Source organism: Carboxylicivirga linearis (assembly GCF_018271995.1).
Lineage (GTDB): Bacteria > Bacteroidota > Bacteroidia > Bacteroidales > Marinilabiliaceae > Carboxylicivirga > Carboxylicivirga linearis.
Map to the genome: position 1 here is coordinate 399619 of NZ_JAGUCO010000001.1, position 21327 is coordinate 420945.

General features: G+C 37.6%; 23 protein-coding genes. 11 read left to right on the top strand and 12 right to left on the bottom strand.

From position 1 onward, the window contains the following. Nucleotides 1-3: 3 nt before the first annotated feature. Nucleotides 4-642, bottom strand: a complete 639-nt coding sequence (pdxH, locus tag KEM10_RS01745; RefSeq protein ID WP_212212671.1) for a pyridoxamine 5'-phosphate oxidase — start codon at nucleotides 640-642, stop codon at nucleotides 4-6. 123 nt (nucleotides 643-765) lie between these two features. On the opposite strand from pdxH, the gene KEM10_RS01750 reads away from it, so the two are divergent. Beyond that, a complete protein-coding gene (locus KEM10_RS01750) occupies nucleotides 766-1338 on the top strand; it encodes a cob(I)yrinic acid a,c-diamide adenosyltransferase (protein ID WP_212212674.1) in 573 nt (190 codons plus the stop codon). On the opposite strand, the gene KEM10_RS01755 is transcribed toward KEM10_RS01750, so the two are convergent. Together KEM10_RS01755 and KEM10_RS01760 are read right to left on the bottom strand one after the other, a co-directional pair. Then, complete coding sequence (locus KEM10_RS01755) at nucleotides 1339-1749, bottom strand: DUF2752 domain-containing protein (RefSeq protein WP_212212677.1); 411 nt, start codon at nucleotides 1747-1749, stop codon at nucleotides 1339-1341. It abuts the gene before it with no gap. Beyond that, nucleotides 1736-2383, bottom strand: a complete 648-nt coding sequence (locus KEM10_RS01760) for an EI24 domain-containing protein (protein ID WP_212212679.1) — start codon at nucleotides 2381-2383, stop codon at nucleotides 1736-1738. Before KEM10_RS01760 ends, KEM10_RS01755 begins: the two co-directional genes overlap by 14 nt. Before the next feature lie 162 nt (nucleotides 2384-2545). On the opposite strand from KEM10_RS01760, the gene KEM10_RS01765 reads away from it, so the two are divergent. The 5 genes from KEM10_RS01765 to ahcY all read left to right on the top strand — a co-directional run bounded on the left by KEM10_RS01765 (nucleotide 2546) and on the right by ahcY (nucleotide 7703). After that, nucleotides 2546-3268: a LiaF transmembrane domain-containing protein gene (locus tag KEM10_RS01765; RefSeq protein WP_212212681.1), complete on the top strand. Its 723-nt coding sequence runs from the start codon at nucleotides 2546-2548 to the stop codon at nucleotides 3266-3268. Between the two features lie 71 nt (nucleotides 3269-3339). Then, a complete protein-coding gene (locus KEM10_RS01770; protein WP_212212683.1) occupies nucleotides 3340-4407 on the top strand; it encodes a sensor histidine kinase in 1068 nt (355 codons plus the stop codon). Nucleotides 4408-4411: 4 nt separating this feature from the next. Continuing rightward, nucleotides 4412-5161, top strand: a complete 750-nt coding sequence (locus tag KEM10_RS01775; RefSeq protein WP_212212686.1) for a LytR/AlgR family response regulator transcription factor — start codon at nucleotides 4412-4414, stop codon at nucleotides 5159-5161. Between the two features lie 84 nt (nucleotides 5162-5245). Continuing rightward, nucleotides 5246-6175: a bifunctional riboflavin kinase/FAD synthetase gene (locus KEM10_RS01780; protein WP_317196610.1), complete on the top strand. Its 930-nt coding sequence runs from the start codon at nucleotides 5246-5248 to the stop codon at nucleotides 6173-6175. Nucleotides 6176-6278: 103 nt separating this feature from the next. Continuing rightward, complete coding sequence (ahcY, locus tag KEM10_RS01785; RefSeq protein ID WP_212212688.1) at nucleotides 6279-7703, top strand: adenosylhomocysteinase; 1425 nt, start codon at nucleotides 6279-6281, stop codon at nucleotides 7701-7703. 51 nt (nucleotides 7704-7754) lie between these two features. Here ahcY and KEM10_RS01790 read toward each other — a convergent pair whose 3' ends face one another. Continuing rightward, entirely contained in the window at nucleotides 7755-8192 is a 438-nt protein-coding gene (locus tag KEM10_RS01790; protein ID WP_212212690.1) for a Rieske (2Fe-2S) protein, read from the bottom strand. A 222-nt stretch (nucleotides 8193-8414) separates the two neighbouring features. Here KEM10_RS01790 and KEM10_RS01795 point away from each other — a divergent pair, with 222 nt between their 5' ends. The 3 genes from KEM10_RS01795 (at nucleotide 8415) to KEM10_RS01805 (ending at nucleotide 9866) form a co-directional block, all read left to right on the top strand. After that, the gene (locus KEM10_RS01795) at nucleotides 8415-8834 is read left to right on the top strand and encodes a hypothetical protein (protein ID WP_212212692.1); all 420 of its coding nucleotides are present in this window, start codon (nucleotides 8415-8417) and stop codon (nucleotides 8832-8834) included. Nucleotides 8835-8990: 156 nt separating this feature from the next. Then, nucleotides 8991-9461: a transcription elongation factor GreA gene (greA, locus tag KEM10_RS01800; protein ID WP_212212695.1), complete on the top strand. Its 471-nt coding sequence runs from the start codon at nucleotides 8991-8993 to the stop codon at nucleotides 9459-9461. Nucleotides 9462-9473: 12 nt separating this feature from the next. Continuing rightward, nucleotides 9474-9866, top strand: coding sequence for an HIT family protein (locus tag KEM10_RS01805; RefSeq protein WP_212212699.1), 393 nt, complete (start codon nucleotides 9474-9476; stop codon nucleotides 9864-9866). Nucleotides 9867-9910: 44 nt separating this feature from the next. Here KEM10_RS01805 and ruvC read toward each other — a convergent pair whose 3' ends face one another. The 5 genes from ruvC to rplU all read right to left on the bottom strand — a co-directional run bounded on the left by ruvC (nucleotide 9911) and on the right by rplU (nucleotide 12767). Then, nucleotides 9911-10465 (bottom strand): crossover junction endodeoxyribonuclease RuvC, encoded by a 555-nt coding sequence (gene ruvC, locus KEM10_RS01810; RefSeq protein ID WP_244825473.1) that lies wholly within the window; start codon nucleotides 10463-10465, stop codon nucleotides 9911-9913. A gap of 1 nt (nucleotide 10466) precedes the next feature. Continuing rightward, nucleotides 10467-10766 (bottom strand): DUF4286 family protein, encoded by a 300-nt coding sequence (locus KEM10_RS01815; protein WP_212212702.1) that lies wholly within the window; start codon nucleotides 10764-10766, stop codon nucleotides 10467-10469. A 46-nt stretch (nucleotides 10767-10812) separates the two neighbouring features. After that, nucleotides 10813-12084 (bottom strand): serine--tRNA ligase, encoded by a 1272-nt coding sequence (gene serS, locus KEM10_RS01820; RefSeq protein WP_212212705.1) that lies wholly within the window; start codon nucleotides 12082-12084, stop codon nucleotides 10813-10815. An 87-nt stretch (nucleotides 12085-12171) separates the two neighbouring features. Next, nucleotides 12172-12432: a 50S ribosomal protein L27 gene (gene rpmA / locus KEM10_RS01825; RefSeq protein WP_212212709.1), complete on the bottom strand. Its 261-nt coding sequence runs from the start codon at nucleotides 12430-12432 to the stop codon at nucleotides 12172-12174. Between the two features lie 23 nt (nucleotides 12433-12455). Continuing rightward, a complete protein-coding gene (gene rplU / locus KEM10_RS01830; RefSeq protein ID WP_212212712.1) occupies nucleotides 12456-12767 on the bottom strand; it encodes a 50S ribosomal protein L21 in 312 nt (103 codons plus the stop codon). Between the two features lie 303 nt (nucleotides 12768-13070). Between rplU and KEM10_RS01835 the strand changes: the two genes are divergently transcribed. Both KEM10_RS01835 and KEM10_RS01840 read left to right on the top strand, forming a co-directional pair. Then, complete coding sequence (locus KEM10_RS01835) at nucleotides 13071-13664, top strand: bifunctional nuclease family protein (protein WP_212212715.1); 594 nt, start codon at nucleotides 13071-13073, stop codon at nucleotides 13662-13664. Nucleotides 13665-13738: 74 nt separating this feature from the next. After that, on the top strand, nucleotides 13739-15130 hold the full coding sequence (locus tag KEM10_RS01840) for a NupC/NupG family nucleoside CNT transporter (protein WP_212212718.1): 1392 nt from the start codon (nucleotides 13739-13741) through the stop codon (nucleotides 15128-15130). A 297-nt stretch (nucleotides 15131-15427) separates the two neighbouring features. On the opposite strand, the gene KEM10_RS01845 is transcribed toward KEM10_RS01840, so the two are convergent. The 3 genes from KEM10_RS01845 to dnaE all read right to left on the bottom strand — a co-directional run bounded on the left by KEM10_RS01845 (nucleotide 15428) and on the right by dnaE (nucleotide 21147). Then, on the bottom strand, nucleotides 15428-16216 hold the full coding sequence (locus tag KEM10_RS01845) for a toxin-antitoxin system YwqK family antitoxin (RefSeq protein WP_212212721.1): 789 nt from the start codon (nucleotides 16214-16216) through the stop codon (nucleotides 15428-15430). Nucleotides 16217-16289: 73 nt separating this feature from the next. Beyond that, on the bottom strand, nucleotides 16290-16607 hold the full coding sequence (gene trxA, locus KEM10_RS01850) for a thioredoxin (RefSeq protein WP_212212723.1): 318 nt from the start codon (nucleotides 16605-16607) through the stop codon (nucleotides 16290-16292). 148 nt (nucleotides 16608-16755) lie between these two features. After that, nucleotides 16756-21147 (bottom strand): DNA polymerase III subunit alpha, encoded by a 4392-nt coding sequence (gene dnaE / locus KEM10_RS01855; protein WP_212212727.1) that lies wholly within the window; start codon nucleotides 21145-21147, stop codon nucleotides 16756-16758. Nucleotides 21148-21327: the final 180 nt, after the last annotated feature.

Sequence of the window (21327 nt, forward strand, 5' to 3'; positions counted from 1 at the left end):
ATATTAAGGAGCTAGTCGATTTATATTCCATGAATCGGCTTGTTTTGTATAAACAAAACGGTCGTGTAAACGGTTAGTACGGCCTTGCCAGAATTCAATTCGAGTAGGATTCAGAATATATCCGCCCCAGTGTTCTGGTCTCGGAACGGACTGGCCTTTATATTGGTCCTGTAACATTTTATATCTCTCTGCCAGGTAATCTTCACTTTCCACAATTTTACTTTGTGGTGATGCAAGTGCCCCTAATTGACTTTCTCTCGGGCGCGATTGAAAATAGCTATCGGATTGCTCTTCTGTAGTCTTAGTTATAGTGCCACTAATTCTTACTTGTCGTTCCAATTCGCTCCAGAAAAAATTAAGGCATGCAACTTTATTTATTTCCAGCTCATTACCTTTAATGCTATGATAATTGGTGTAGAAAATAAATCCATCTTTGCTCGCATCTTTAAGCAATACAATCCTTACATTTGGCATTCCATCTTTGTCTACTGTGGCCAGACTCATTGCGCTTGGATGCAGGCATTTACTTTCAATAGCCTGATGCATCCAAAAAGTAAATTGTTCAAACGGATCGTTTTTTAAATCAGCTCTGCTTAAGGAGCCTTTTCTATATTCATCTCTTAAATCAGCGAGTTTAGTCATTCTTGTACATTTTGATACCATAACAATAGGATCTTGTAATTGTTGAAGAAATCATTTTCATCTCAACATTTCATCGGATCTGTTGTTTGCATTCAGTAGACAATAGAAAATATTAAAGTAATTATGAAGATATATACTAAAACCGGTGACCGCGGCCAAACTGGTCTTTTAGGAGGTGTAAGGGTAAGCAAAGATGATATACGAGTTGATACTTATGGAACATTCGATGAAGTAAACTCTTTTATTGGTTTATTACGAACCAAAATGGATCCTAATCATAGCTGGCAAGATAAACTGCACCGTATTCAGGTTGAATTGATGAATACCATGTCGCATTTGGCTACTCCAGAAGATATGAGAGAGAAGAATCAAATGCCGCTGCCTGAAGGGATGGATGTTTTTTGTGAAGATTGGATTGATGAAATAGAAAACTCATTAAGCAGTAAATCAGATTATTTTATTTTACCTGGGGGTGACGAAATATCAGCTTTATGCCATGTGGTTCGAACTCAATTACGAAGAGGAGAACGTAAATTGATAAGTTTGCATACAAATCATAAGGTTGAGCGATCCATTTTGCTTTTTATTAATCGTTTATCAGATTTGTTTTTCAGCTTGTCGAGAGCTGCGTTGGAAGAAGCAGATTTACCTGAAGAGAGGTGGCGAGCCTTTTTGTACAATCGTGAGGAAAAGTAATTATGTATAGCTGGTTACAATAAAATGAAGCAGGTCAGCCAGGTATTGGCCTGCTAATAATACTACTGATGATAGGGTAATAATAATATCCCAGATAATGATAGGTTTGCCGGCAGTAGCCTTTACAATTAACCATCCTCGCCATATTAATTGAAGAATGAGTAGCATTAATAGTGAGTATGCATTATGATTGGCTTCCATGGCTCCTTCAAAATCTCCATTGTACAAAAGGTGCCAGGCTCTGGATAAACCACATGAAGGACAAGGCTGGGAGCTAAGGTGCTCAAGTGGGCAATTGATTTGTGTTACTCCATTGTGGCTTAATAGTGGAAATATTAAGCCTAGACTAAGCCCAATCAGTAAAAAAAATTGAAAGATTTTCCAATCTTCAAGATTACTACTTTTCTTCATTCTTTTTAAGTTCAAGAGTTATAGAAAAATCGTCAACAATTTGTTGCATATCTTCTTCAAGCTTTTCAAGCTCGTGTTCTAATTCTTCTATCTCTTCCGAACTCAGTTCTTCTCGGGGGACTTTAATAGTAATGCTTTTGTTATTCGATTTAATGTCAATTGACTTTATTCCTTTCAGTAGTTTCGTAACAATTTCCTGAGCTACTTCCCCGGCTTTTTCAGCTTCTTCTCTTATTTGATCAATTTCTTCTTCACTTAAACTATGCTCTTCTATTTGAATATGTATGTTGGCATCCTTAATGTCTTCTTTTATATCTTCAATTATATGTTCTACATGCTTTTCAATACGTTCATCAGCATGGCTGGATAATGAAGATATGATGCCAGTCCAGGCACCGGCGATTAACAATGTTGTTGTACTCATTACAATACCAACAATGGCAATGCTTTTAGGTGTGCGATGTTTCTCATTCTGAGCCAATCCAATTAAAGCGAAGACCAACCCCAGTAAGGCAGGCACAAACGCAATCATACCAAAACAAGGTATTAATGCGATTACAAAGGCCATAACGGAGAGAGCAAGCCCGGCTATTGACAGGGTATTTGATGATTTTGGGTAGTCCAAGGTTTCCATATGTACTATAATTGACGATTAAAATTAAGGAATTGCCAACTAAAATGAAAGAATATTTTTACCCCTTTCGTAATTCACCGTGATAATTTCGCGGTTGGCCGATTATCTCTTTTTTATAACGTAACAACCTGATAATTTAGTATCAACAATTAAAAAAATATCATGAAAGAGTTTACAAAAAGAGAAGATCATCCTAATAGAAAGCTTCATAGAGGATCGGTCGGTTTATTTTTAATTATTGTGGGTTTAGTTTTATTGTTAGGAACGTTGGACGTTTTACCATATCGGGTCAGTGATGTACTATTCTCGTGGCCTATGATTTTGGTTGGAATTGGATTGTTTAATTTGGTGAAAAGAGAATATACTGCAGCCATTATTTTATTGGCAATTGGTGGTTTTTTTATAGCTCCGGATTTATTTCCTTATGTTGATTTTCACGATATCTTTAAGTTTTGGCCTTTGTTAGTAGTTCTGATAGGTTTAAGTATCTATTTTCGGAAAAAGCCATTAATTGAACATCAAAACATAAGTGCCACTTCTGATGAGATTATTGATGAGGTGAATGTGTTTGGAGGAGGAGTTAGTCAAATTGAATCCAATAATTTTAAAGGTGGCAAAATAACGGCTGTGTTTGGGGGAAGTGAAATTAACCTGGAACGCTGCCAGATGGCTGAACAAGGTGCTGTTATTGAAATGGTAACTATTTTTGGAGGAGCCAAACTAATTGTGCCACGTGGCTGGAATGTTAAAACCGAAGTAGTATCAATTTTTGGAGGTTTTGCCGATAAGAGAACTTACTATAACGAAACCGTAACAGATCCTTCAAAAATTTTATTGATAAAAGGAGTGGCTATTTTTGGTGGAGGTGAATTACGTAATTTCTGATTATCTGTTTTCTAAACTGATGCAGCTTACTTCATAAGCAACTGTCTGTAATAAATAAAGTAAAGTTTTCGATGATTCATCCAATCGTAAGTGAGAAGAAAGTATTCCGGTTGTACATATTGGTTTGGGGATTATTTACAATTCTTCATGTGGCCATTAATTGGTGGATATATTCTCTGGAGTTAAAAGCAGTATTGGCCGATGGTCTGGTGTTTAATGTTCTGATGTTTTTTATTGGTCTTAGTATTTGGTATCCGGTATTGTATATCGATAAAGGAAAAGGTCAGTGGAATACTTTCATGCAGTTTTTTATTGCCGGTATTGTAATTGTATTTGTTTGGTTCATACTCGGAAAATCATTGCTTCAATTTGTATTGGATAAGGATGAGGTGAATGTGCTTTTTAATAACAGAGCCAATATTGTGCGAGGTATAGTGGGGGCATTTCAATATATGTTGTTTGTACTGATTTATTATATGTTTAAGTTCTTTAATGAGTTGGATGAAAAGAACAGAAGTCAGGAAAAGTTGAACCGCCTATTACGAGAAACTGAATTGAAAGCTTTAAAGTCACAAATGAATCCTCATTTTTTATTTAATAGTCTGAATAGCATAAGTGCGTTAACCATTATCAATACAGATGATGCCAGAGAGATGATAAATAAGCTGTCAGAATTTCTACGATATTCGTTAAAGAAAAATGAACAGGTACTCTTGCCCCTCAGCGCTGAATTGGAAAATGTTGAAAGGTATCTTCAGATTGAAAAGGTGAGGTTTCAAGAAAGGCTTATCACCACATCTGATGTGCCATCATCCTGTTTAAACATGTTGTTGCCGGTTATGATTCTTCAACCCTTATACGAAAATGCTATTAAATATGGGGTTTACGAAAGTATTGAGCCGGTTGAGGTTCGTACTTTTTGTCGATGTTTAGAAGGTGATCTTGAGATCAGTGTGGTTAACAACTATGATGAAGGTGCTCTTAAATCAAAAAAAGGTGAAGGTGTGGGGCTGCTTAATGTAAAAGATCGTCTGCAGCTTATATATGGTAGAACTGATTTATTGACTATTAACAAAGAAAATGGTTATTTTGAAGTGGCCCTAAGAATACCACAGAATACCCATTTGTCGAAAGAATAAGCCAATGAGTACAAAATATAAAGCTTTAATTATTGATGACGAACCGTTGGCGCGGAATATTATTAAATCGTACCTGAAGCCGTGGGCGAATATTGAAGTGGTTGAAGAGTGTTCCAATGGTTTTGAAGCATTGAAGGCTGTTAGGGAGCATCAACCGGATTTAATGTTTCTTGATATTCAAATGCCCAAAGTAAACGGGTTGGAGTTGATGGAAGTTATTGATGACCCTGTTCATGTTGTTTTTACCACTGCCTACGATCAATATGCTTTAAAGGCATTCGAACTAAATGCCGTTGATTATTTATTAAAACCTTTTAATGAAAAGAGGTTTGCTAATGCTGTTCAAAAGGTGCTGCAGAAACTTGAGGTTGGTGAAAATTACAATAATCAGCAAATACAAACGATGCAAGACCAAGCCGAGGAAAAGTTGGAACGTATTGTGGTGAAGAAAGGAAGCAAATTAGAAGTAATTCCATTGGATGATATATTGTATTTGGAGGCTCAGGATGATTATGTGATGATTTATACTAACAGTGGTCATTTTCTGAAGGCGAAAACGATGAAGTATTTCGAGAATCATTTGCCAACAGAGAATTTTATACGCATTCATCGTAGTTACCTTGTGAATGCTGAAAAAATTAAACGGCTTGAACCATATAACAAAGACACTCAGTTAGCTGTGATTAATGATGACTGTAAGTTAAAAGTGAGTCGTACCGGCTACAAGAAATTAAAAGAAGTGTTAGATTTTTAAACGCTTAGATGCGATAACCATATTGAAAGTAGAATATTACCTGCTTGCCATTGATTTTTGCTACTTTTGCCAAAAAGAATACAAGTGAAAGTCCATTCCGATTTATCAACATTTAAAGCTACGCGACCAGTTGTTACTATAGGTATGTTTGATGGAGTACATTCCGGGCATCGTCAGTTACTGGCTCAGTTGGTTGACAAAGCAAAATCATTACAAGGTGAAGCCGTAGTTATTACATTTTGGCCACATCCACGTATGGTTTTAAATCAAGATAAAGATGAACTGCGATTTTTAACTTCCCCCGAAGAACGTACTATTTTATTCAGTCAGCTGGGTATTGATCATCTGCTGCTCATCCCTTTTACCAAGGAACTATCAAATCTTACATCAGAAGAATTTATTAATGAGTTTCTGGTTCAGAAGATTGGTATTCAACATTTATTGATGGGCTTTAATCACCGGTTTGGAAAAGACAGGGAATCACGATTTGAGAAATATACCGAGTTAGCGCAAAAGTATGGCTTCGGTATTTCTAAGGTAGAAGCGGTAAAAACAGCGGGATTAAAAACCAGTTCAACAGATATTCGAAATCATCTGTTGGCTGGAAATATTAGTAAAGCCAATCAGATATTAGGCTATCCTTATTTACTAAGCGGAAGAGTGATGGGTGGTCAGAAATTAGGAAGAAGAATTGGTTACCCAACTGCTAACATTGAAGTGAATGAATCCTTTAAATTGATTCCTCCCGATGGAGTGTATGCTTGTTATGTGCATGTGGAAGGTAAACGTTTTGGAGGAATGTTGAATATTGGATATCGACCTACCGTTAACCACAATGTAGATCACCGATCACTGGAAGTACATATTTTTGATTTTAACCGTGATATCTATTCTGAAGAAATTCAGGTTGAATTTATACAAAGAGTAAGAGATGAGATGAAGTTTGAAAATGTGGACGCTTTAATTGGGCAACTAAAATTGGATGAACAAACTATTCGATCAATTGTACAATAAACGGAGCGCATGTTAAAACTCATATTTTAAACCGCTTCATATCTTGTTTCTAAATAGTTAATTCGCATTTATTTTGTAATTTTGCAATCCTAAAAACAGAACGATGGCAGATATTGTAACAGATAAAGTTGACTATAAGGTAGCTGACCTTAGTCAGGCTGAGTATGGCCGTAAAGAAATTGAAATAGCAGAAAAGGAGATGCCTGGTTTAATGGCACTTCGTGAAAAATATGGTAAAGAGAAGCCTTTGAAAGGTGCACGTGTAATGGGATCGTTACATATGACTATTCAAACAGCCGTTTTAATTGAAACATTGGTTGATTTAGGTGCATCAGTAAGATGGTGTAGCTGTAATATATATAGTACGCAGGATCATGCTGCTGCTGCGATTGCCAAAGCCGGAGTGCCGGTATTTGCCTGGAAAGGTGAAACATTACAAGAGTACTGGTGGTGTACCGAGCGTGCCTTGGATTTTGGTAATGGTGTAGGGCCGGATTTGATTGTTGATGATGGTGGTGATGCTACTTTAATGATTCACAAAGGAGCGCAGGCATTGCAGGATGCTTCATTCCTTGATGCCGATTATAGCAACGAAGGCGAAGATTTCAGAGAGTTGATTGCTTTGGTGAAACGTACTTTTGAAGCTGATCCTCAGCGTTGGAATAATGTGGCTAAAGGATTGAAAGGAGTTAGTGAAGAAACAACTACTGGAGTGCATCGTCTGTACCAGATGATGGAAAAAGGAGAATTGCTTTTCCCTGCTATCAATGTTAACGATTCGGTAACTAAGTCGAAGTTTGATAACTTATATGGTTGTCGTGAGAGCTTAGCTGATGGTATCAAGCGAGGTACTGATGTAATGGTTGCTGGTAAAACAGTTGTGGTATGTGGTTACGGTGATGTAGGTAAAGGATGTGCGCAAAGTATGCGTGGGTTTGGAGCTCGTGTAATTGTTACCGAAATTGACCCGATCTGTGCGTTGCAGGCTGCCATGGAAGGATATGAAGTATCAACCGTTGAAGATGCTTTGATTGAAGGTGATATTTATGTTACTACTACCGGAAACAAAGATGTGATCACTATCGATCACATGAAAGGGATGAAAGATCAGGCTATTGTTTGTAATATCGGTCACTTCGATAACGAGATTCAGGTTGAAAAACTTGAGACTTTCCCTGGAATTGAAGAGATTAATATCAAACCTCAGGTAGATCAATTCCGTTTTCCTGACGGACATAGCATAATATTGTTGTCGCGTGGTCGTTTGGTTAACTTAGGTAATGCAACAGGTCACCCAAGTTTTGTAATGAGTAACTCATTTACTAACCAAACTTTGGCACAATTAGAGTTGTGGCAAAATGATTATGAGGTAGGTGTATATACTTTACCAAAGCATTTAGATGAGGAAGTAGCGCGTTTACACCTTGCTAAATTAGGGGTTAAATTAACTCGTTTGAGCGACGATCAGGCAGCTTATTTAGGTATTAGTGCTGATGGTCCGTATAAACCAGAACACTACAGATATTAAGATTGATCTGAAATATAAAAGTAAAAGCTCATCTTGTGATGAGCTTTTTTATTAGTACCCGTTTCTAATGGTTAGAGTAGAACCATTTAAACTGGTTTGATATTGTCGTAAAGGATGTTGAGCCGGCCCCTCGATGGGTGCACCATTAGCTCCTAAATTAAAATGACTTTCGCATTGGGGGCAAACAACTTCTATGTCACCTTTTGTTGCAAGCTTGGTAAAAAAGTATCCCGGAGAATCGTGTTCATGTGGGCACATCAGGTCATATGCATAAATATCGTAGTTGGATAATTTTAAAACCACAACTCCGTTATGTCCGAATATTTGACCGCTTGCTGAACGTGTTACGGTAAACGAAGTATAATTATACTGTGGTAAATCGAGGTTAATAGTTCCATAAAAAGTAATATTTGGAATGGGGTTGTAAGTGTCTTTCTTACAGCCTAAAAAGACTATTGTTATCAAGCTGATTATCCAAAACTTTCTCATCTTATAATTGTTTACTCTTATTGAACGTACAAAGTTACTTTTTATGCTTTAAATCAGCACAAAATACTTTAGGAGTAGTGAAAAAACAGGATTAATTTTGAGATTCATTGAAACCCTCTTAAATTTAACCTTGGTTTATTTATTATAGATAGAATAAATACATACCTTTACTAATTAGTTAAGCTGTTGAAGCGGATTGGTATCTAAGTTAATTTATAAGTTATGGAAGATTTTGGCGACATTCTTTACATATTAGTGATGTTAGGAGCTTTGGTTTTTAGTGTTATCCGAAAAGCACAACAATCAAAAAATAAACCTCCCATGCCTGAATCTGACAAATCCAGTCCGTATGATCCAATGGCTGAAGAAGAGCCTTTGATGGAGGAGCTGAGGGAAATGTTTGCTAAACCTAAACGACCGGAACCACAGCCAGTGGTTGAAAAGCCGGTGCAAGTAAAAACAAAACCAGTTGAACAAACATTTTCAAAGAAAGTCAACCGTACCGTTACGCCCAAAAAAACCGAACCTTTAAAAGTTATCAATACTGATGATGAGTATGAAGGATTTGTTTTTGATACCGATGAGGTGGACATGCGTAAGGCTGTTATTTACTCCGAAATACTCAATCGTCCCTATCAATGACAATGATCTGTATTATAGGTGATTAAAAAAGTTGCTGTAAATAAATTTATTTGTGGTTGAAGTAAACTTTCGTATATTTGTACGAAAGAGTTCTGATGTAATCGGGATTCTTTTGTTTTTTTAGGTAATGCTGAAAATTTTTAAAAAAGAGGAAAAATGTCAATACAATATGTAACCGAATCAGGTTTAAAGAAACTTAAAGAAGAGTTGCACCAGTTAGAAACAGTTGAACGTCCATCTATCTCTAAGCAAATTGCTGAAGCAAGAGATAAAGGTGACTTATCTGAGAATGCTGAGTACGATGCTGCGAAAGAAGCGCAAGGCTTACTGGAAATGCGTATCGCCAAGTTGAAAGATACTATTGCCAATAGCCGTATTTTAGATGAATCAAAGTTAGATACTTCAAAGGTGCAATTATTGAATAAGGTGAAAATTAAAAACCTTAAGAATAATGCAACCATGACTTATACTTTGGTACCTGAAAGCGAAGCTAACCTTAAAGAAGGTAAAATTTCGATTGAGACACCTATAGCCAAAGGTTTATTGGGTAAAAAAGTAGGTGATGAAGTAGAAATTAAGGTGCCTTCAGGGTTAATGACTTTTGAGATAATTGAAATTTCATTATAAACTGTCTTTGCCATGCCAACCATCTTTACAAAAATTATTAACGGAGAAATACCTTGCTATAAAATAGCTGAGGACGATCGCTTTTTTGCGTTTTTAGATATTAATCCCTTGTCGGAAGGCCATACTTTGGTTATTCCTAAACAAGAAACGGATTATTTATTTGATTTAGATGATCAGTTATTGGCCGATATGATGGTTTTTGCAAAAAAAATAGCTGTAGCTCAAAAGAAGGTAATTGAATGTAAAAGAGTTGGAATAGCAGTGTTAGGTCTTGAAGTACCTCATGCACATATTCACCTGGTTCCTTTACAGGCAGAAACGGATCTAAGTTTCTCAAAGCCTAAACTGAAGTTTACACAGGAAGAGTTTATTGCAATTGCAGAGAAAATAAAGGGAGCTCTCTAGAGCATTTCACTTAAGATATGAAGGGTTGTTTCTATGGAGCAACCCTATTTTTTTACCCGCCCGGGGTTTTTATTGATGAACTCTTTCCAGCTTTTTACACCACCGGAAAGCTTTACTTTCTGATTCTGAAGAAAATGACAATATGCCGCTGCTAAACCATCTGTAGCATCCAGGTACTCTGGTATTTCTTTTAGTTTAAGCATTTGTTTTAGTAAGATTGCAACTTGCTCTTTAGAAGCTCTACCGTTACCCGTAATGGCTTGTTTTATTTTAAGCGGGGCATATTCAAAAATAGGGACTGAACGAGATAACGCTGCAGCCATTGCTACTCCCTGGGCTCTTCCCAACTTAAGCATCGATTGAACGTTTTTACCGTAAAAAGGAGCTTCAATAGCCAGCTCATCCGGATGATAGCTGTCAACCAGTCCAACAACCCTTTCGAATATCTTTTGAAGTTTAAGGTAATGATCAGTGTATTTCTGTAATTCCAGTACCCCTAGAGTAATCACTGAGGCCGATTTTCCTTCAACCTTAAGAACTCCATACCCCATAACAGTGGTGCCGGGATCAATACCTAATATAATACGTTCTTGCGACAATCTAAATTTCTTTAAGTATAGAGCTGAAGTGAAGGCATTTTTCGCCTAAATGACCTTTTAAATTATCCATCAAAATAGTATTGTATTTATTGATGGTCTCTAACTCCTCGGGCGATTTGCAAAGTAACTGACATGAGAAGTTGGTGCTTTCTTCGTGTACTACGGCCATCACCTCGTATAATTCAACCCTGATCCCTTTAATCATGTCTTGCATGGTGGGTAAGTAATTACGATCCATCCACGAACGCCAGTTTTCAATTGAATTATTTTCTACCGAAAAAGTAGTGTTGAATATAAACATAAGAGAATAGTAAAGGCGGAATGGTTAAGTTCCGCCTGTATATATATTATTTAATGATATCAAACCCAGTGTAAGGCACCAATGCTTTTGGTATGCGAATGCCTTCTTCTGTTTGATTGTTTTCAAGCAATGCGGCCATAATGCGAGGCAATGCTAGCGCGCTTCCGTTTAAAGTGTGGGCCAATTGAGCTTTCTTTTCTCCTTCTTCTTTAAAGCGAAGTTTCAATCGATTAGCCTGATAGCTTTCGAAGTTAGAAACAGAACTAACTTCCAACCAACGTTCCTGAGCTGCTGAATACACCTCAAAGTCATAGGTTAAAGCAGATGTAAAACTAATGTCGCCACCACATAAGCGAAGGATTCTCCAGGGCAACTCCAGTTTTTCAACCAACGTTTGCACATGCGCTACCATCTGATCCAATACTTCGTATGATTTAGAAGGATGTGCTACTTGTACAATCTCAACTTTATCGAATTGGTGTAAACGATTTAAACCACGTACATGAGCTCCCCACGATCCTGCTTCGCGACGGAAACAAGCAGAGTAAGCACAATTTTTAATCGGCATTTCCGAAGCCTTTAAAATTACATCGCGATAGATGTTGGTCACGGGTACCTCAGCCGTTGGAATTAAGTATAAGTTATCAGCAGTAACGTGGTACATCTGACCTTCTTTGTCGGGCAGCTGGCCTGTACCAAAACCAGAATCTTCGTTAACCACCAAAGGAGGCAGTACTTCAAGGTATCCTGCTTTGTCAGCTTCGTCTAAAAAGAAATTGATTAAAGCACGTTGTAGACGAGCACCTTTGCCTTTGTAAACCGGGAAACCGGCTCCGGTTATTTTAGTACCTAATTCAAAATCAATCAGGTCGTATTTCTTAATTAAATCCCAATGAGGTTCAGCGTTGTTAAGTTGAGGAAATTCGCCACCTCGTTTAACTTCCACATTATCTTCCTCACCCTTACCTTCGGGAACAATTTCATTGGGTAGGTTAGGTAATTGTACCAACTGATCGTTTAACTGAGCGGTTGTTTCGGAAAGCTTATTATCCAATTCTTTGATGCTTTCTTTTAATTCGCCCGTTTTGGCTTTTGCCTGATTAGCTTCTTCTGCCTTACCACTCTTAAATAGCTGTCCTATTTCTTTGGATAAACTATTCATTTCCGACTGAAATGATTCTACCTGCACTTGTGTAGCTTTGCGTTCATTATCAAGTCGTATAATTTCTTCAACTATATCAGTGGCATCAAAACGTTTTATTTTAAGTCGTTCGATGACTTCATCCTTATGGTCTTGAATGAATTTTAAGGTCAACATACTTTTTCAATTAATTGGATAAAAAAATCTCCTGAATTCATCACGAAAGTAACAAAAACAGGAGATTTAATTGTGTTTTCAGTGATCTTATTCAGCAAAAGGAACTACTGAAACGTAAGATCTGTTGTTTCTTTTCTTACGAAACTCAACTTTACCGTTAATCAAAGCGAATAAAGTGTGGTCTTTACCCATACCCACATTTTCACCTGGGTGGTGCTGAGTTCCACGCTGGCGAACTAAAATGTTACCAGCTTTGGCAGCTTGACCGCCATAAATTTTTACGCCAAGTCGTTTACTTTCCGACTCTCTACCGTTCTTCGAACTACCGACGCCTTTCTTATGTGCCATCTTATTCTAATTTTTTAAAATTATCAACCTACGATTTCTTCAATTTGAATTTGTGTGAAGTACTGACGGTGTCCGTTCTTCTTTTTGTAACCTTTTCTTCTTTTCTTTTTGAAAACGATTACTTTATCTCCCTTAACGTGAGATAGAACTTTAGCCGTTACTTTAGCGCCATCCAAAACAGGAGCACCAATCTTAACGTCTCCTTCATTGTCTAACAAAAGTACTTTTTCAAATTCTACAGAGCTTCCTTCCTCTGCACTCAATCGATGCACAAAGATCTTTCTGTCTTTTTCAACTTTGAATTGCTGTCCAGCAATATCAACTACTGCGTACATAATCACCAATTATTTATGGTTTTATCCAGGAGGTGGGCTTTAACACTTTTGGCCACTTTTTCTACCCCACAAGATTCAATGGAGTGCAAAAGTATAAAAAATAATTACGCCGCACAAACAAAAAAACTTTAGTTGTGCTGAAAATAAGAATTTTATAATATTTAAACACAAGTATGTCATTTTTAAATCAAAAGTTAGCGCCTTTAATGTTTAAAACTAATTGCTATATTTGTTTTGGTATACCATTTTAATTTTAGAATTCATCCTGTTTAGTGGTTTTTCAGGTGAAGAAACAAATGTTTTATGAGTAATAAAAAGGTAAAACTCAATATTTTAGGATTATCATATAGTCAAACGCAATCGGGAGCATATGCTTTGGTGTTGGCCGAGGAAGAAGGAGAAAGACGAATACCTATTATTATAGGTGGTGTTGAAGCTCAATCGATAGCCATAAAATTAGAAGGGTTGGAACCGCCACGTCCATTAACGCATGATCTTTTTCTGAATTTTTCAAAGTCTTTTGAAATAGAGATTCAGGAGGTGGTAATTTACAAATTAGAAGAAGGCATATTCTATTCAGAATTGGTTTGTAAAAGAGGTGATGAGATTTTACATATCGATTCCAGAACATCTGATGCTGTTGCCTTAGCTTTGAGATTTGAATGTCCGATTTATACTTATGAGGATATAATTGAAAAAGCGGGTATTGTTCTTGACTTTGAGAATAAAGAAGAACAGCCGGTTAAAAAGACATCAGCTTCAAAACCTGTATCAATCGAGAAGTATAAAGAAAAGAGTACCGAAGAGTTGAAGCGACTATTGCAGGAAGCTATTGAGGGTGAAGATTACGAACGGGCTTCAGAAATAAGAGATGAAATTAATTCCAGAGAGGAATAATTAAGATATATTTTTACGAATTGAAAATTGACAGGGTGAATCATTCACCCTTTTTACATTTATAAAGTCTTCCGATGAAGAAACTACTTTTTACGTTGTTAGCACTTGTGGCAATGCAGTTGGTTTCAGCTCAGCAACCTGCTTTACAAACGGTTGTTGATCCAACTTCTTCTTTTAGTTTTGTTACTATCCTGCGGGGATTGTTAGGTATGGCTGCCATAATAGGAATAGCCTGGATTTTTAGTATTAACCGAAAAGCCATTTCGTGGAAAGTGGTTGGAATAGGTTTGGTTATTCAGGTTTTGCTTGCTGTTTGTGTGTTATATGTACCTTTTGTACAAAGTATTTTTGAATTTTTTGGCAAGCTTTTCACCTTGGTTCTGGATTTTACCAAAGTAGGAGCTGAATTCTTGTTGGGCGACCTGATGGATTCATCCTCGTTTGGCTATATTTTTGCTTTTCAGATTTTACCTACTATTATATTTTTCTCAGCCTTAACAAGTGTGTTGTTTTATTTAGGTGTGATACAAAAAATTGTTTGGGCTTTAGCCTGGCTGATGACACGAGCATTAAGACTGTCCGGTGCTGAGAGTTTATCTGTAGCAGGTAATATCTTTTTAGGACAAACAGAAGCACCATTAATGATTAAAGCTTATCTGCCAAAAATGAATACTTCCGAAATGTTTTTGGTGATGGTAGGCGGAATGGCGACTGTTGCCGGTGGTGTACTGGCAGCTTACATTGGCTTTTTGGGTGGAGATGATCCGGTTCAGCGCTTGATGTTTGCTAAGCACTTATTGACAGCATCGGTTATGGCAGCTCCGGGGGCCATCGTGGTAGCGAAAGTATTGGTTCCACAAACCGATGATATTGAATCAGAGGTTAAAATATCGATGGATAAGATTGGTAGTAATATATTGGATGCAATGAGTAATGGTACTACCGAAGGATTAAAATTAGCTGCTAATGTAGGCGCTATGTTATTGGTGTTTTTTGCTTTTATTGCCCTTATTAATTATGGATTTGATAAGGTAGGGCAATGGACAAATATTAATGCTGCTATTGCAGAAATGACGAATGGACAGTACCAGCATTTTAACCTTGAATTTATTTTGGGCTACGGTCTAGCTCCTTTAATGTGGCTGATTGGAGTGCCTTCGCAAGATATTGCTTCTGTAGGACAGTTGTTAGGAGAAAAATTAATAGCCAGTGAGTTTGTTGGTTATACCAGTTTGGCTGAGTTTAAAACAACCGGGATTCTTACTAATTCAAAATCTATTTTAATGGCAACCTATATGCTATGTGGATTTGCCAATTTTGCATCTATTGGAATTCAAATTGGAGGAATTGGTGGCCTGGCTCCTAATAAAAGAGAATTTTTATCTAAGTTTGGCTTCAGAGCCTTGTTGGCTGGTACGCTGGCATCTCTGTTGTCTGCCACTATTGTAGGTATGATATTGGGGTAAAGTTATTGACGACAATAAAGTAATAACAATATATAATCCTGGCCTTTTGGTCGGGATTTTTTTGTTATATCCATTAAAAAAAACGCTAGAGCGCAATTGTATCGCGTTCATTAGAAATACGACAAGATAGAACCTGAAGTTTATTTTCTGCAGCTTTTGGTTTATACCACGCGAAAGGATCCTAAAATCCGCATGTAGCAGCGGTAAAATTGAAGTTGCAAAGAATAGCGCATTGCGATAATTATAAGCATAAAAAAGCGCCCATATGGACGCTTTAAATTTTATCTTCAGCTTTGTTTATACACCGCGTACATCAAGAGCTACTTTCTTTTGTAAGATATAAAGCAATCCATCATGAGTTTTGGCTACAGCAACAAAGTTTAGTGTTTTATTTAATGATGATCCTCTTGGAACATTAATGGTTAATTGTCCTTTAGTATCAGAAATAGGACGAAGAGGTGTTAAGTTTTTGTGATAATACTTACCCTCAATTAATTGTCCGTGGTAGAAATCAACAGATTTAACACGATCTGCATTTTCACCAGTTAAAGAGCAAGTGATAATATAATTACCTTTGGTTCTTAAGTTATCTTGCTTTTTAATAGATAAAACCGGAGCATCGCGTTTTACGCCTAAGTTGGTATATTCAACCAATCCAACTCCTGGTAATCCAGCTTTGTAAGGATATTCAGCTACCATATTGCCATCTCTGTCGTAACGCTTACAAATACCATCTAACAGGTTGTTTTTGTACATCTGTTCTTTGTAAACTTTACCGTTTCCGTGATAGGTGGTTCTTAGTCCTTCTTTTTTATTGTTAACGTAGGTGAAAGTTTCAGCTAGTTTACCAGTTTTATAATATCTTTTGGCTAATCCATGCTTTAATGCCGGACCATCGTCCACTAGTTTATAGGTTACTTCCCACTGAACCGGAGCTGAAGGATCGTTATTGAAATTAGTTTTTTTAACAACGGTTCCATCAGGATTTTTACCTCCGCTTGTATTTGTTTGTGTTTCCGGAGCAAAAAACTGGCAGCTGGAAAGAACAAATATGCTTAGTGCTAAAATGTAAGATAGTTTTTTCATAACAAATTTTTGTCTTGTGTAGATATAAAAAAGGCTGTCATATTTTGACAGCCCAATATTATTTTATGTCATACTATACCAAGGCGTCTAATTTAGATGCCAGGATAGTTTTAGGGCTTGCACCAACTTGTTTGTCAACAACCTCACCATTTTTAAAAAATAATATGGTTGGGATGTTGCGGATACCAAACTTCACTGAAGTTTCAGGGTTGTTATCAACATCCATTTTGGTGATTACTGCAGTTTCTGCATATTCTTCAGCCAATTCTTTCACTATAGGAGTGATCATACGACATGGACCACACCATTCAGCCCAGAAATCAACCAAAACAGGCTTGTCTGATTTTAAGACAACCTCTTCAAAATTCGCATCAGTAACTTCAATCAACATAGCAAATCTGTTTTCTTAAATATGATTAATAATTTTAACTATTCTAAAATAAGTATGAAAGCCCAAAGTTATCAAAAATAAGTTCTTTCATTCCAAAAATATACTTTTTTTCCTTATGTGCCTAATGTACAAATAAGAACATCTGTTTCTATGCAATGTTCATTGTAACATCAGGATGTTCTTCAATATACCTGACTAATTCATCTGTTAAATCAATGCGCATACTTCTGGATAGTAGTTGTACTGTATTCTTGCTTTCGTTATCAATAACTTGAAATTTCAAGGTTACATTACCCTCATTTTTATGCAAAAGAGCCGACATCTCAGTAATTAAATCTTGTGTGATGGACTTTAACGGAACCTTCAGCGTAATGGTATTAACCATCTTCTCGCGTAGCTCACTCAGGAAGGAAATGTGATTGATTTTAACTTCTAATTCCTCTTTATTATATCTACGCTCCTGCACACGACCTTTAATCATGATAAAATAACCAATTTCAAGGTAGGGCATGTAATCCGTAAAATCATTTCCAAAAAAGGCAAATTCATACGATCCACTATAATCCTCCAAAGTCATAATTCCAAATGGATTTCCCTTCTTAGTGGTTCCTCGTCTCATATTAACTACCATACCGGCAACAGCAATATCTCTTCCTTTCAGGTTTTCAAGATTATCTAATTGCTTTAAGTCATTATGAATGAAATGTGTTATTTCCAACTTATAATCATCCAGCGGATGTGCTGAAAGGTAGATGCCGATGTAGTCTTTTTCTTTGTTTAGTTTTTCAATGTTAGAAAATGGTTCGCAAACCGGAAGGTCTGGCTTTTTAATTTCAACAGCACTTCCCATGGCTCCAAACAAAGAGTTTTGTGAGGAGGCTAAATCGGCCTGATAACGGTTTCCGTATCGTATCAAGTTCTCGATAAATAAAGTTTCTTCATTGGGTAGAGGAACAAAGAACTGTGCCCGGTGATATTCTCCCAAATTGTCGAATGCACCTGAGTAAGCCAATGCTTCAATGTTCTTTTTATTTACGGTTGTTAATGGTAAGCGTTCAACAAAGTCGTAGATATCTTTAAATGGACCGTTTTCTTCGCGTTCTTTAATAATGGCTTCAACAGCACCTTCTCCAACACCTTTAATACCGGCCATTCCAAAGCGAATAGCGCCTTCTTTGTTTACTGTAAATTTACGGTAACTTTCGTTTACATCAGGCCCTAATACATCCATCCCCATGTGGCGACATTCCTCCATGAAGTTGGTGATTTTGGTAATGTCGCTTAGGTTACGGCTTAATACACCCGCCATAAACTCAGCCGGGTAGTGCGCTTTTAAGTATCCTGTTTGATAAGCCACATAAGCATAACAAACCGAGTGAGATTTGTTAAAGGCATAACTGGCAAATGCTTCCCAGTCACCCCATATTTTGTCAATTAGCTTTTTCGCATCTTTATTAGTGGTTTTACCATCTTTGCATGCCTGCATAAACTCTTCACTGTTTAGGCAACCATCGATAAACTTCTCTTTCAGTTTATCCATCATGGTAATGATTTTCTTACCCATTGCCTTACGTAATGAGTCAGAATCACCACGGGTAAATCCACCCAGAGCCCTTGACTGAAGCATCACCTGCTCCTGATAAACCGTAATTCCGTAGGTGTCTTTTAGGTAGGGTTCCATCATTGGATGATCATATACAATTTCTTCCTTGCCATGTTTACGGGCAATAAACGAAGGAATGTATTCCATTGGACCCGGTCGGTACAGGGCGTTCATGGCAACCAAATCCTCAAAACGGTTGGGCTGAAGCGCACGAAGGTGCTTTTTCATACCCGGCGACTCAAACTGGAAGATGGCCGTTGTTTCTCCGCGACTAAAAAGTTGAAACGTTTCTTCGTCTTCCAAATCAACATGGTTGATATCTACATCAATTCCTTTTGAGAGTTTGATATTACCCAGTACTTCTTTGATGATTGAAAGGGTTTTCAATCCTAGGAAGTCCATTTTCAGAAGTCCGATATCTTCTACAAATCGACCATCGTATTGCGTGGTTAACAATTCCTCTCCCTTGGTTGGCATTACTGGAAGGTGCTCATCTAATGGGTTTTTCCCAATCAGTACTCCACAGGCATGTACACCTGTTTGACGAACAGAACCTTCTAAAGCCTCAGCAAATTGCATTGTTTTTGCAATCAGTGGATTCGGAGAATCCTTTTCTTTTAATAGGTCAGGTTCTTCTTTAAATGCTTTTTTGAAACTCATTTTAGGAGCTTCAGGCACCATCTTGGCCAATCGGTTGGCTTCGGCCAAATCCAATCGAAGTACACGGGCAACGTCTTTGATAGAACTTTTGGTTGCCATAGTACCGAAAGTACAGATATGAGCTACTTTATCATGCCCATATTTTTCGGTCACATAATCAAGAACAGCCTGTCGTCCATCATCATCAAAGTCGATGTCGACATCGGGCATTGATATACGATCGGGATTCAGGAAACGCTCAAACAGCAAATCATATTTAATCGGATCCACATCGGTAATGGCAACGCAATAGGCTACGGCAGCTCCTGCTGCCGATCCACGACCTGGCCCCACCAGTACACCATTATCTTTAGCCCAGTTGATAAAATCCTGTACGATAAGGAAATATCCTGGGAATCCCATAGTTTTGATTGTCTCAAGCTCAAACTTAAGCCGGTCTGTTACGTGTTGTTCCGGATTTTCTCCGTAACGGATTTTGCACCCTTCAAAAGTTAAGTGCTCCAGATAGTCGGCTTCTAGTTTAATAGGGAGAACCTTGTCGTAACCACCTAATTTTTCGTATCTGTCTTCACCAAATTCTTTTATCAGATCTTCTTCACTATATTTTTCAGCATATCCTTCCATTGTTCCAAAATCTTCCGGAATATCGAAAGGAGGCATGATAGGGTTGGCATTCAGCTCAAACTTTTCAACTTTATTAGCGATCTCAATTGTATTGGCTAAGGCTTCGGGTATATCGGCAAATAGCTCGTTCATCTCCTGTGTCGTCTTGAACCACTCTTGCTTGGTGTATCGCATTCTTGTTGGGTCATCGTAATCACGACCAGTACTTAAACAAACCAATACATCATGAGCCTCTGCATGATCCGGTTCAACAAAGTGAACATCGTTGGTTGCCACAAGCTTTACGTCCAATTCTTCTGCAAATTGACGAAGCATCTTATTCACTTTTACCTGATTTTCCCAAATGTCAATACGAAGACGAGGGTCGTCATTTTTATGGCGCATGAGTTCAAGGTAATAATCATCACCAAAAACATTTTTATACCAAAGGATGGTTTCTTTGGCTTTGTCGAAATTTCCGGCCATAATATTTTGGGCAACTTCACCACCCAGGCAGGCGCTTAATGCAATTACACCTTGGTTATGCTTGGTCAGAAGATCTTTGTCGATACGCGGCTTATAGTACATTCCATCTGTATGTGCGATGGAAGTCATCTTAAGTAAGTTCTGGTATCCTTTGTAATCCTTAGCCAGTAAAATGAGGTGATGTCCACTAGCATCTGTTTTGTCATCTTTTCGAAGGTGTCCTCTCTTGGCGACATAGGCTTCAACTCCTATAATTGGTTTAACATCTGCCTTGCCACATGCAACGTGAAACTCTTTGCTCCCGAACATGCTTCCGTGATCGGTAAGGGCTACAGCTGGCATATTATCAGCTGCTGCTTTGGCTGCCAGATCAGCTGTTTTGGCTGCTCCATCTAAAATAGAATATTGAGAATGGACATGTAGATGTACAAATGGTTGAGAACCGGCATTGGCAGCGGCTTCTTTTAGCTTTCGCTCTTCCTCTTCAATTGATATGTCGTCAAAAGTATTCTCTTTAAACGATTCATATTCGATTCCTGCCGGTTTAATCGGGGCAGGGTTATTTTGTTTGAAGGCATCCACCTGGTTGCCTGTCATCTTTAGTTTTTCTGGTGGAATTGCTCCAACACGAACTAATTCAAGAAAACAGCGAGTGGTATATTCAACATCTGCTGCAGCATTATGTGCTTCGGGAAATGGTTCGTTAAAAAGCTTGATGTGAAGCTCTGTTAGGGTAGGAGGTTTGATGGTGCCACTTTTGTTACGCAGGCCACAATAGTCGGTACTCTCATCTTTGGTACAAAGGCTGGGAGCAGTGGTCATTATCTCCTCCATCTCGCAACGAAGCAGCTCTGATCCAACTATGTTAATGTCGAATTCAACATTATGACCAATGATAAACTTAGCTTGTTTTACATCGGCAATAAAATCAACTAAAGCTTCTTTCAGTGGAATACCTTTTTCCTTAGCTATTTCATTGCTGATGCCATGAACGGCAATAACATCTTCCGGAATGGTAAATCCATCGGGCGTAATTACATGGTTTTTTGCAAATAACAGGTTTCCTTCCAGATCGTGACATTGCCAGGCCAATTGTATCATTCTTGGCCAATTATCAAAATCAGTTAATGGAGCTTTAAACTTCTTTGGTAAACCAGTGGTTTCGGTATCAAAAACTAGAAAAAACATGCAACTACACTTTATTATATCCAACCTAAAGGGTGTAAAAACCCAATGTGCGAAGTTACGTTTTTGAATGGGAAAGGGAAGTATTCATACGGGTATTTCATCAACATGTTTTTCACAAAAAGTGTTTAAATTTATAATTGCAATGAATTATTGTGAATGAGGGCTTTGTGGTTAATTTTT

Bases quoted from the DNA above. Each gene is read 5' to 3' on its own strand.
- pdxH (WP_212212671.1), bottom strand. From the start codon at position 642: ATGACTAAACTCGCTGATTTAAGAGATGAATATAGAAAAGGCTCCTTA.
- KEM10_RS01750 (WP_212212674.1), top strand. From the start codon at position 766: ATGAAGATATATACTAAAACCGGTGACCGCGGCCAAACTGGTCTTTTA.
- KEM10_RS01755 (WP_212212677.1), bottom strand. From the start codon at position 1,749: ATGAAGAAAAGTAGTAATCTTGAAGATTGGAAAATCTTTCAATTTTTT.
- KEM10_RS01760 (WP_212212679.1), bottom strand. From the start codon at position 2,383: ATGGAAACCTTGGACTACCCAAAATCATCAAATACCCTGTCAATAGCC.
- KEM10_RS01765 (WP_212212681.1), top strand. From the start codon at position 2,546: ATGAAAGAGTTTACAAAAAGAGAAGATCATCCTAATAGAAAGCTTCAT.
- KEM10_RS01770 (WP_212212683.1), top strand. From the start codon at position 3,340: ATGATTCATCCAATCGTAAGTGAGAAGAAAGTATTCCGGTTGTACATA.
- KEM10_RS01775 (WP_212212686.1), top strand. From the start codon at position 4,412: ATGAGTACAAAATATAAAGCTTTAATTATTGATGACGAACCGTTGGCG.
- ahcY (WP_212212688.1), top strand. From the start codon at position 6,279: ATGGCAGATATTGTAACAGATAAAGTTGACTATAAGGTAGCTGACCTT.
- KEM10_RS01790 (WP_212212690.1), bottom strand. From the start codon at position 8,192: ATGAGAAAGTTTTGGATAATCAGCTTGATAACAATAGTCTTTTTAGGC.
- KEM10_RS01795 (WP_212212692.1), top strand. From the start codon at position 8,415: ATGGAAGATTTTGGCGACATTCTTTACATATTAGTGATGTTAGGAGCT.
- greA (WP_212212695.1), top strand. From the start codon at position 8,991: ATGTCAATACAATATGTAACCGAATCAGGTTTAAAGAAACTTAAAGAA.
- KEM10_RS01805 (WP_212212699.1), top strand. From the start codon at position 9,474: ATGCCAACCATCTTTACAAAAATTATTAACGGAGAAATACCTTGCTAT.
- KEM10_RS01815 (WP_212212702.1), bottom strand. From the start codon at position 10,766: ATGTTTATATTCAACACTACTTTTTCGGTAGAAAATAATTCAATTGAA.
- serS (WP_212212705.1), bottom strand. From the start codon at position 12,084: ATGTTGACCTTAAAATTCATTCAAGACCATAAGGATGAAGTCATCGAA.
- rpmA (WP_212212709.1), bottom strand. From the start codon at position 12,432: ATGGCACATAAGAAAGGCGTCGGTAGTTCGAAGAACGGTAGAGAGTCG.
- rplU (WP_212212712.1), bottom strand. From the start codon at position 12,767: ATGTACGCAGTAGTTGATATTGCTGGACAGCAATTCAAAGTTGAAAAA.
- KEM10_RS01835 (WP_212212715.1), top strand. From the start codon at position 13,071: ATGAGTAATAAAAAGGTAAAACTCAATATTTTAGGATTATCATATAGT.
- KEM10_RS01840 (WP_212212718.1), top strand. From the start codon at position 13,739: ATGAAGAAACTACTTTTTACGTTGTTAGCACTTGTGGCAATGCAGTTG.
- KEM10_RS01845 (WP_212212721.1), bottom strand. From the start codon at position 16,216: ATGAAAAAACTATCTTACATTTTAGCACTAAGCATATTTGTTCTTTCC.
- trxA (WP_212212723.1), bottom strand. From the start codon at position 16,607: ATGTTGATTGAAGTTACTGATGCGAATTTTGAAGAGGTTGTCTTAAAA.
- dnaE (WP_212212727.1), bottom strand. From the start codon at position 21,147: ATGTTTTTTCTAGTTTTTGATACCGAAACCACTGGTTTACCAAAGAAG.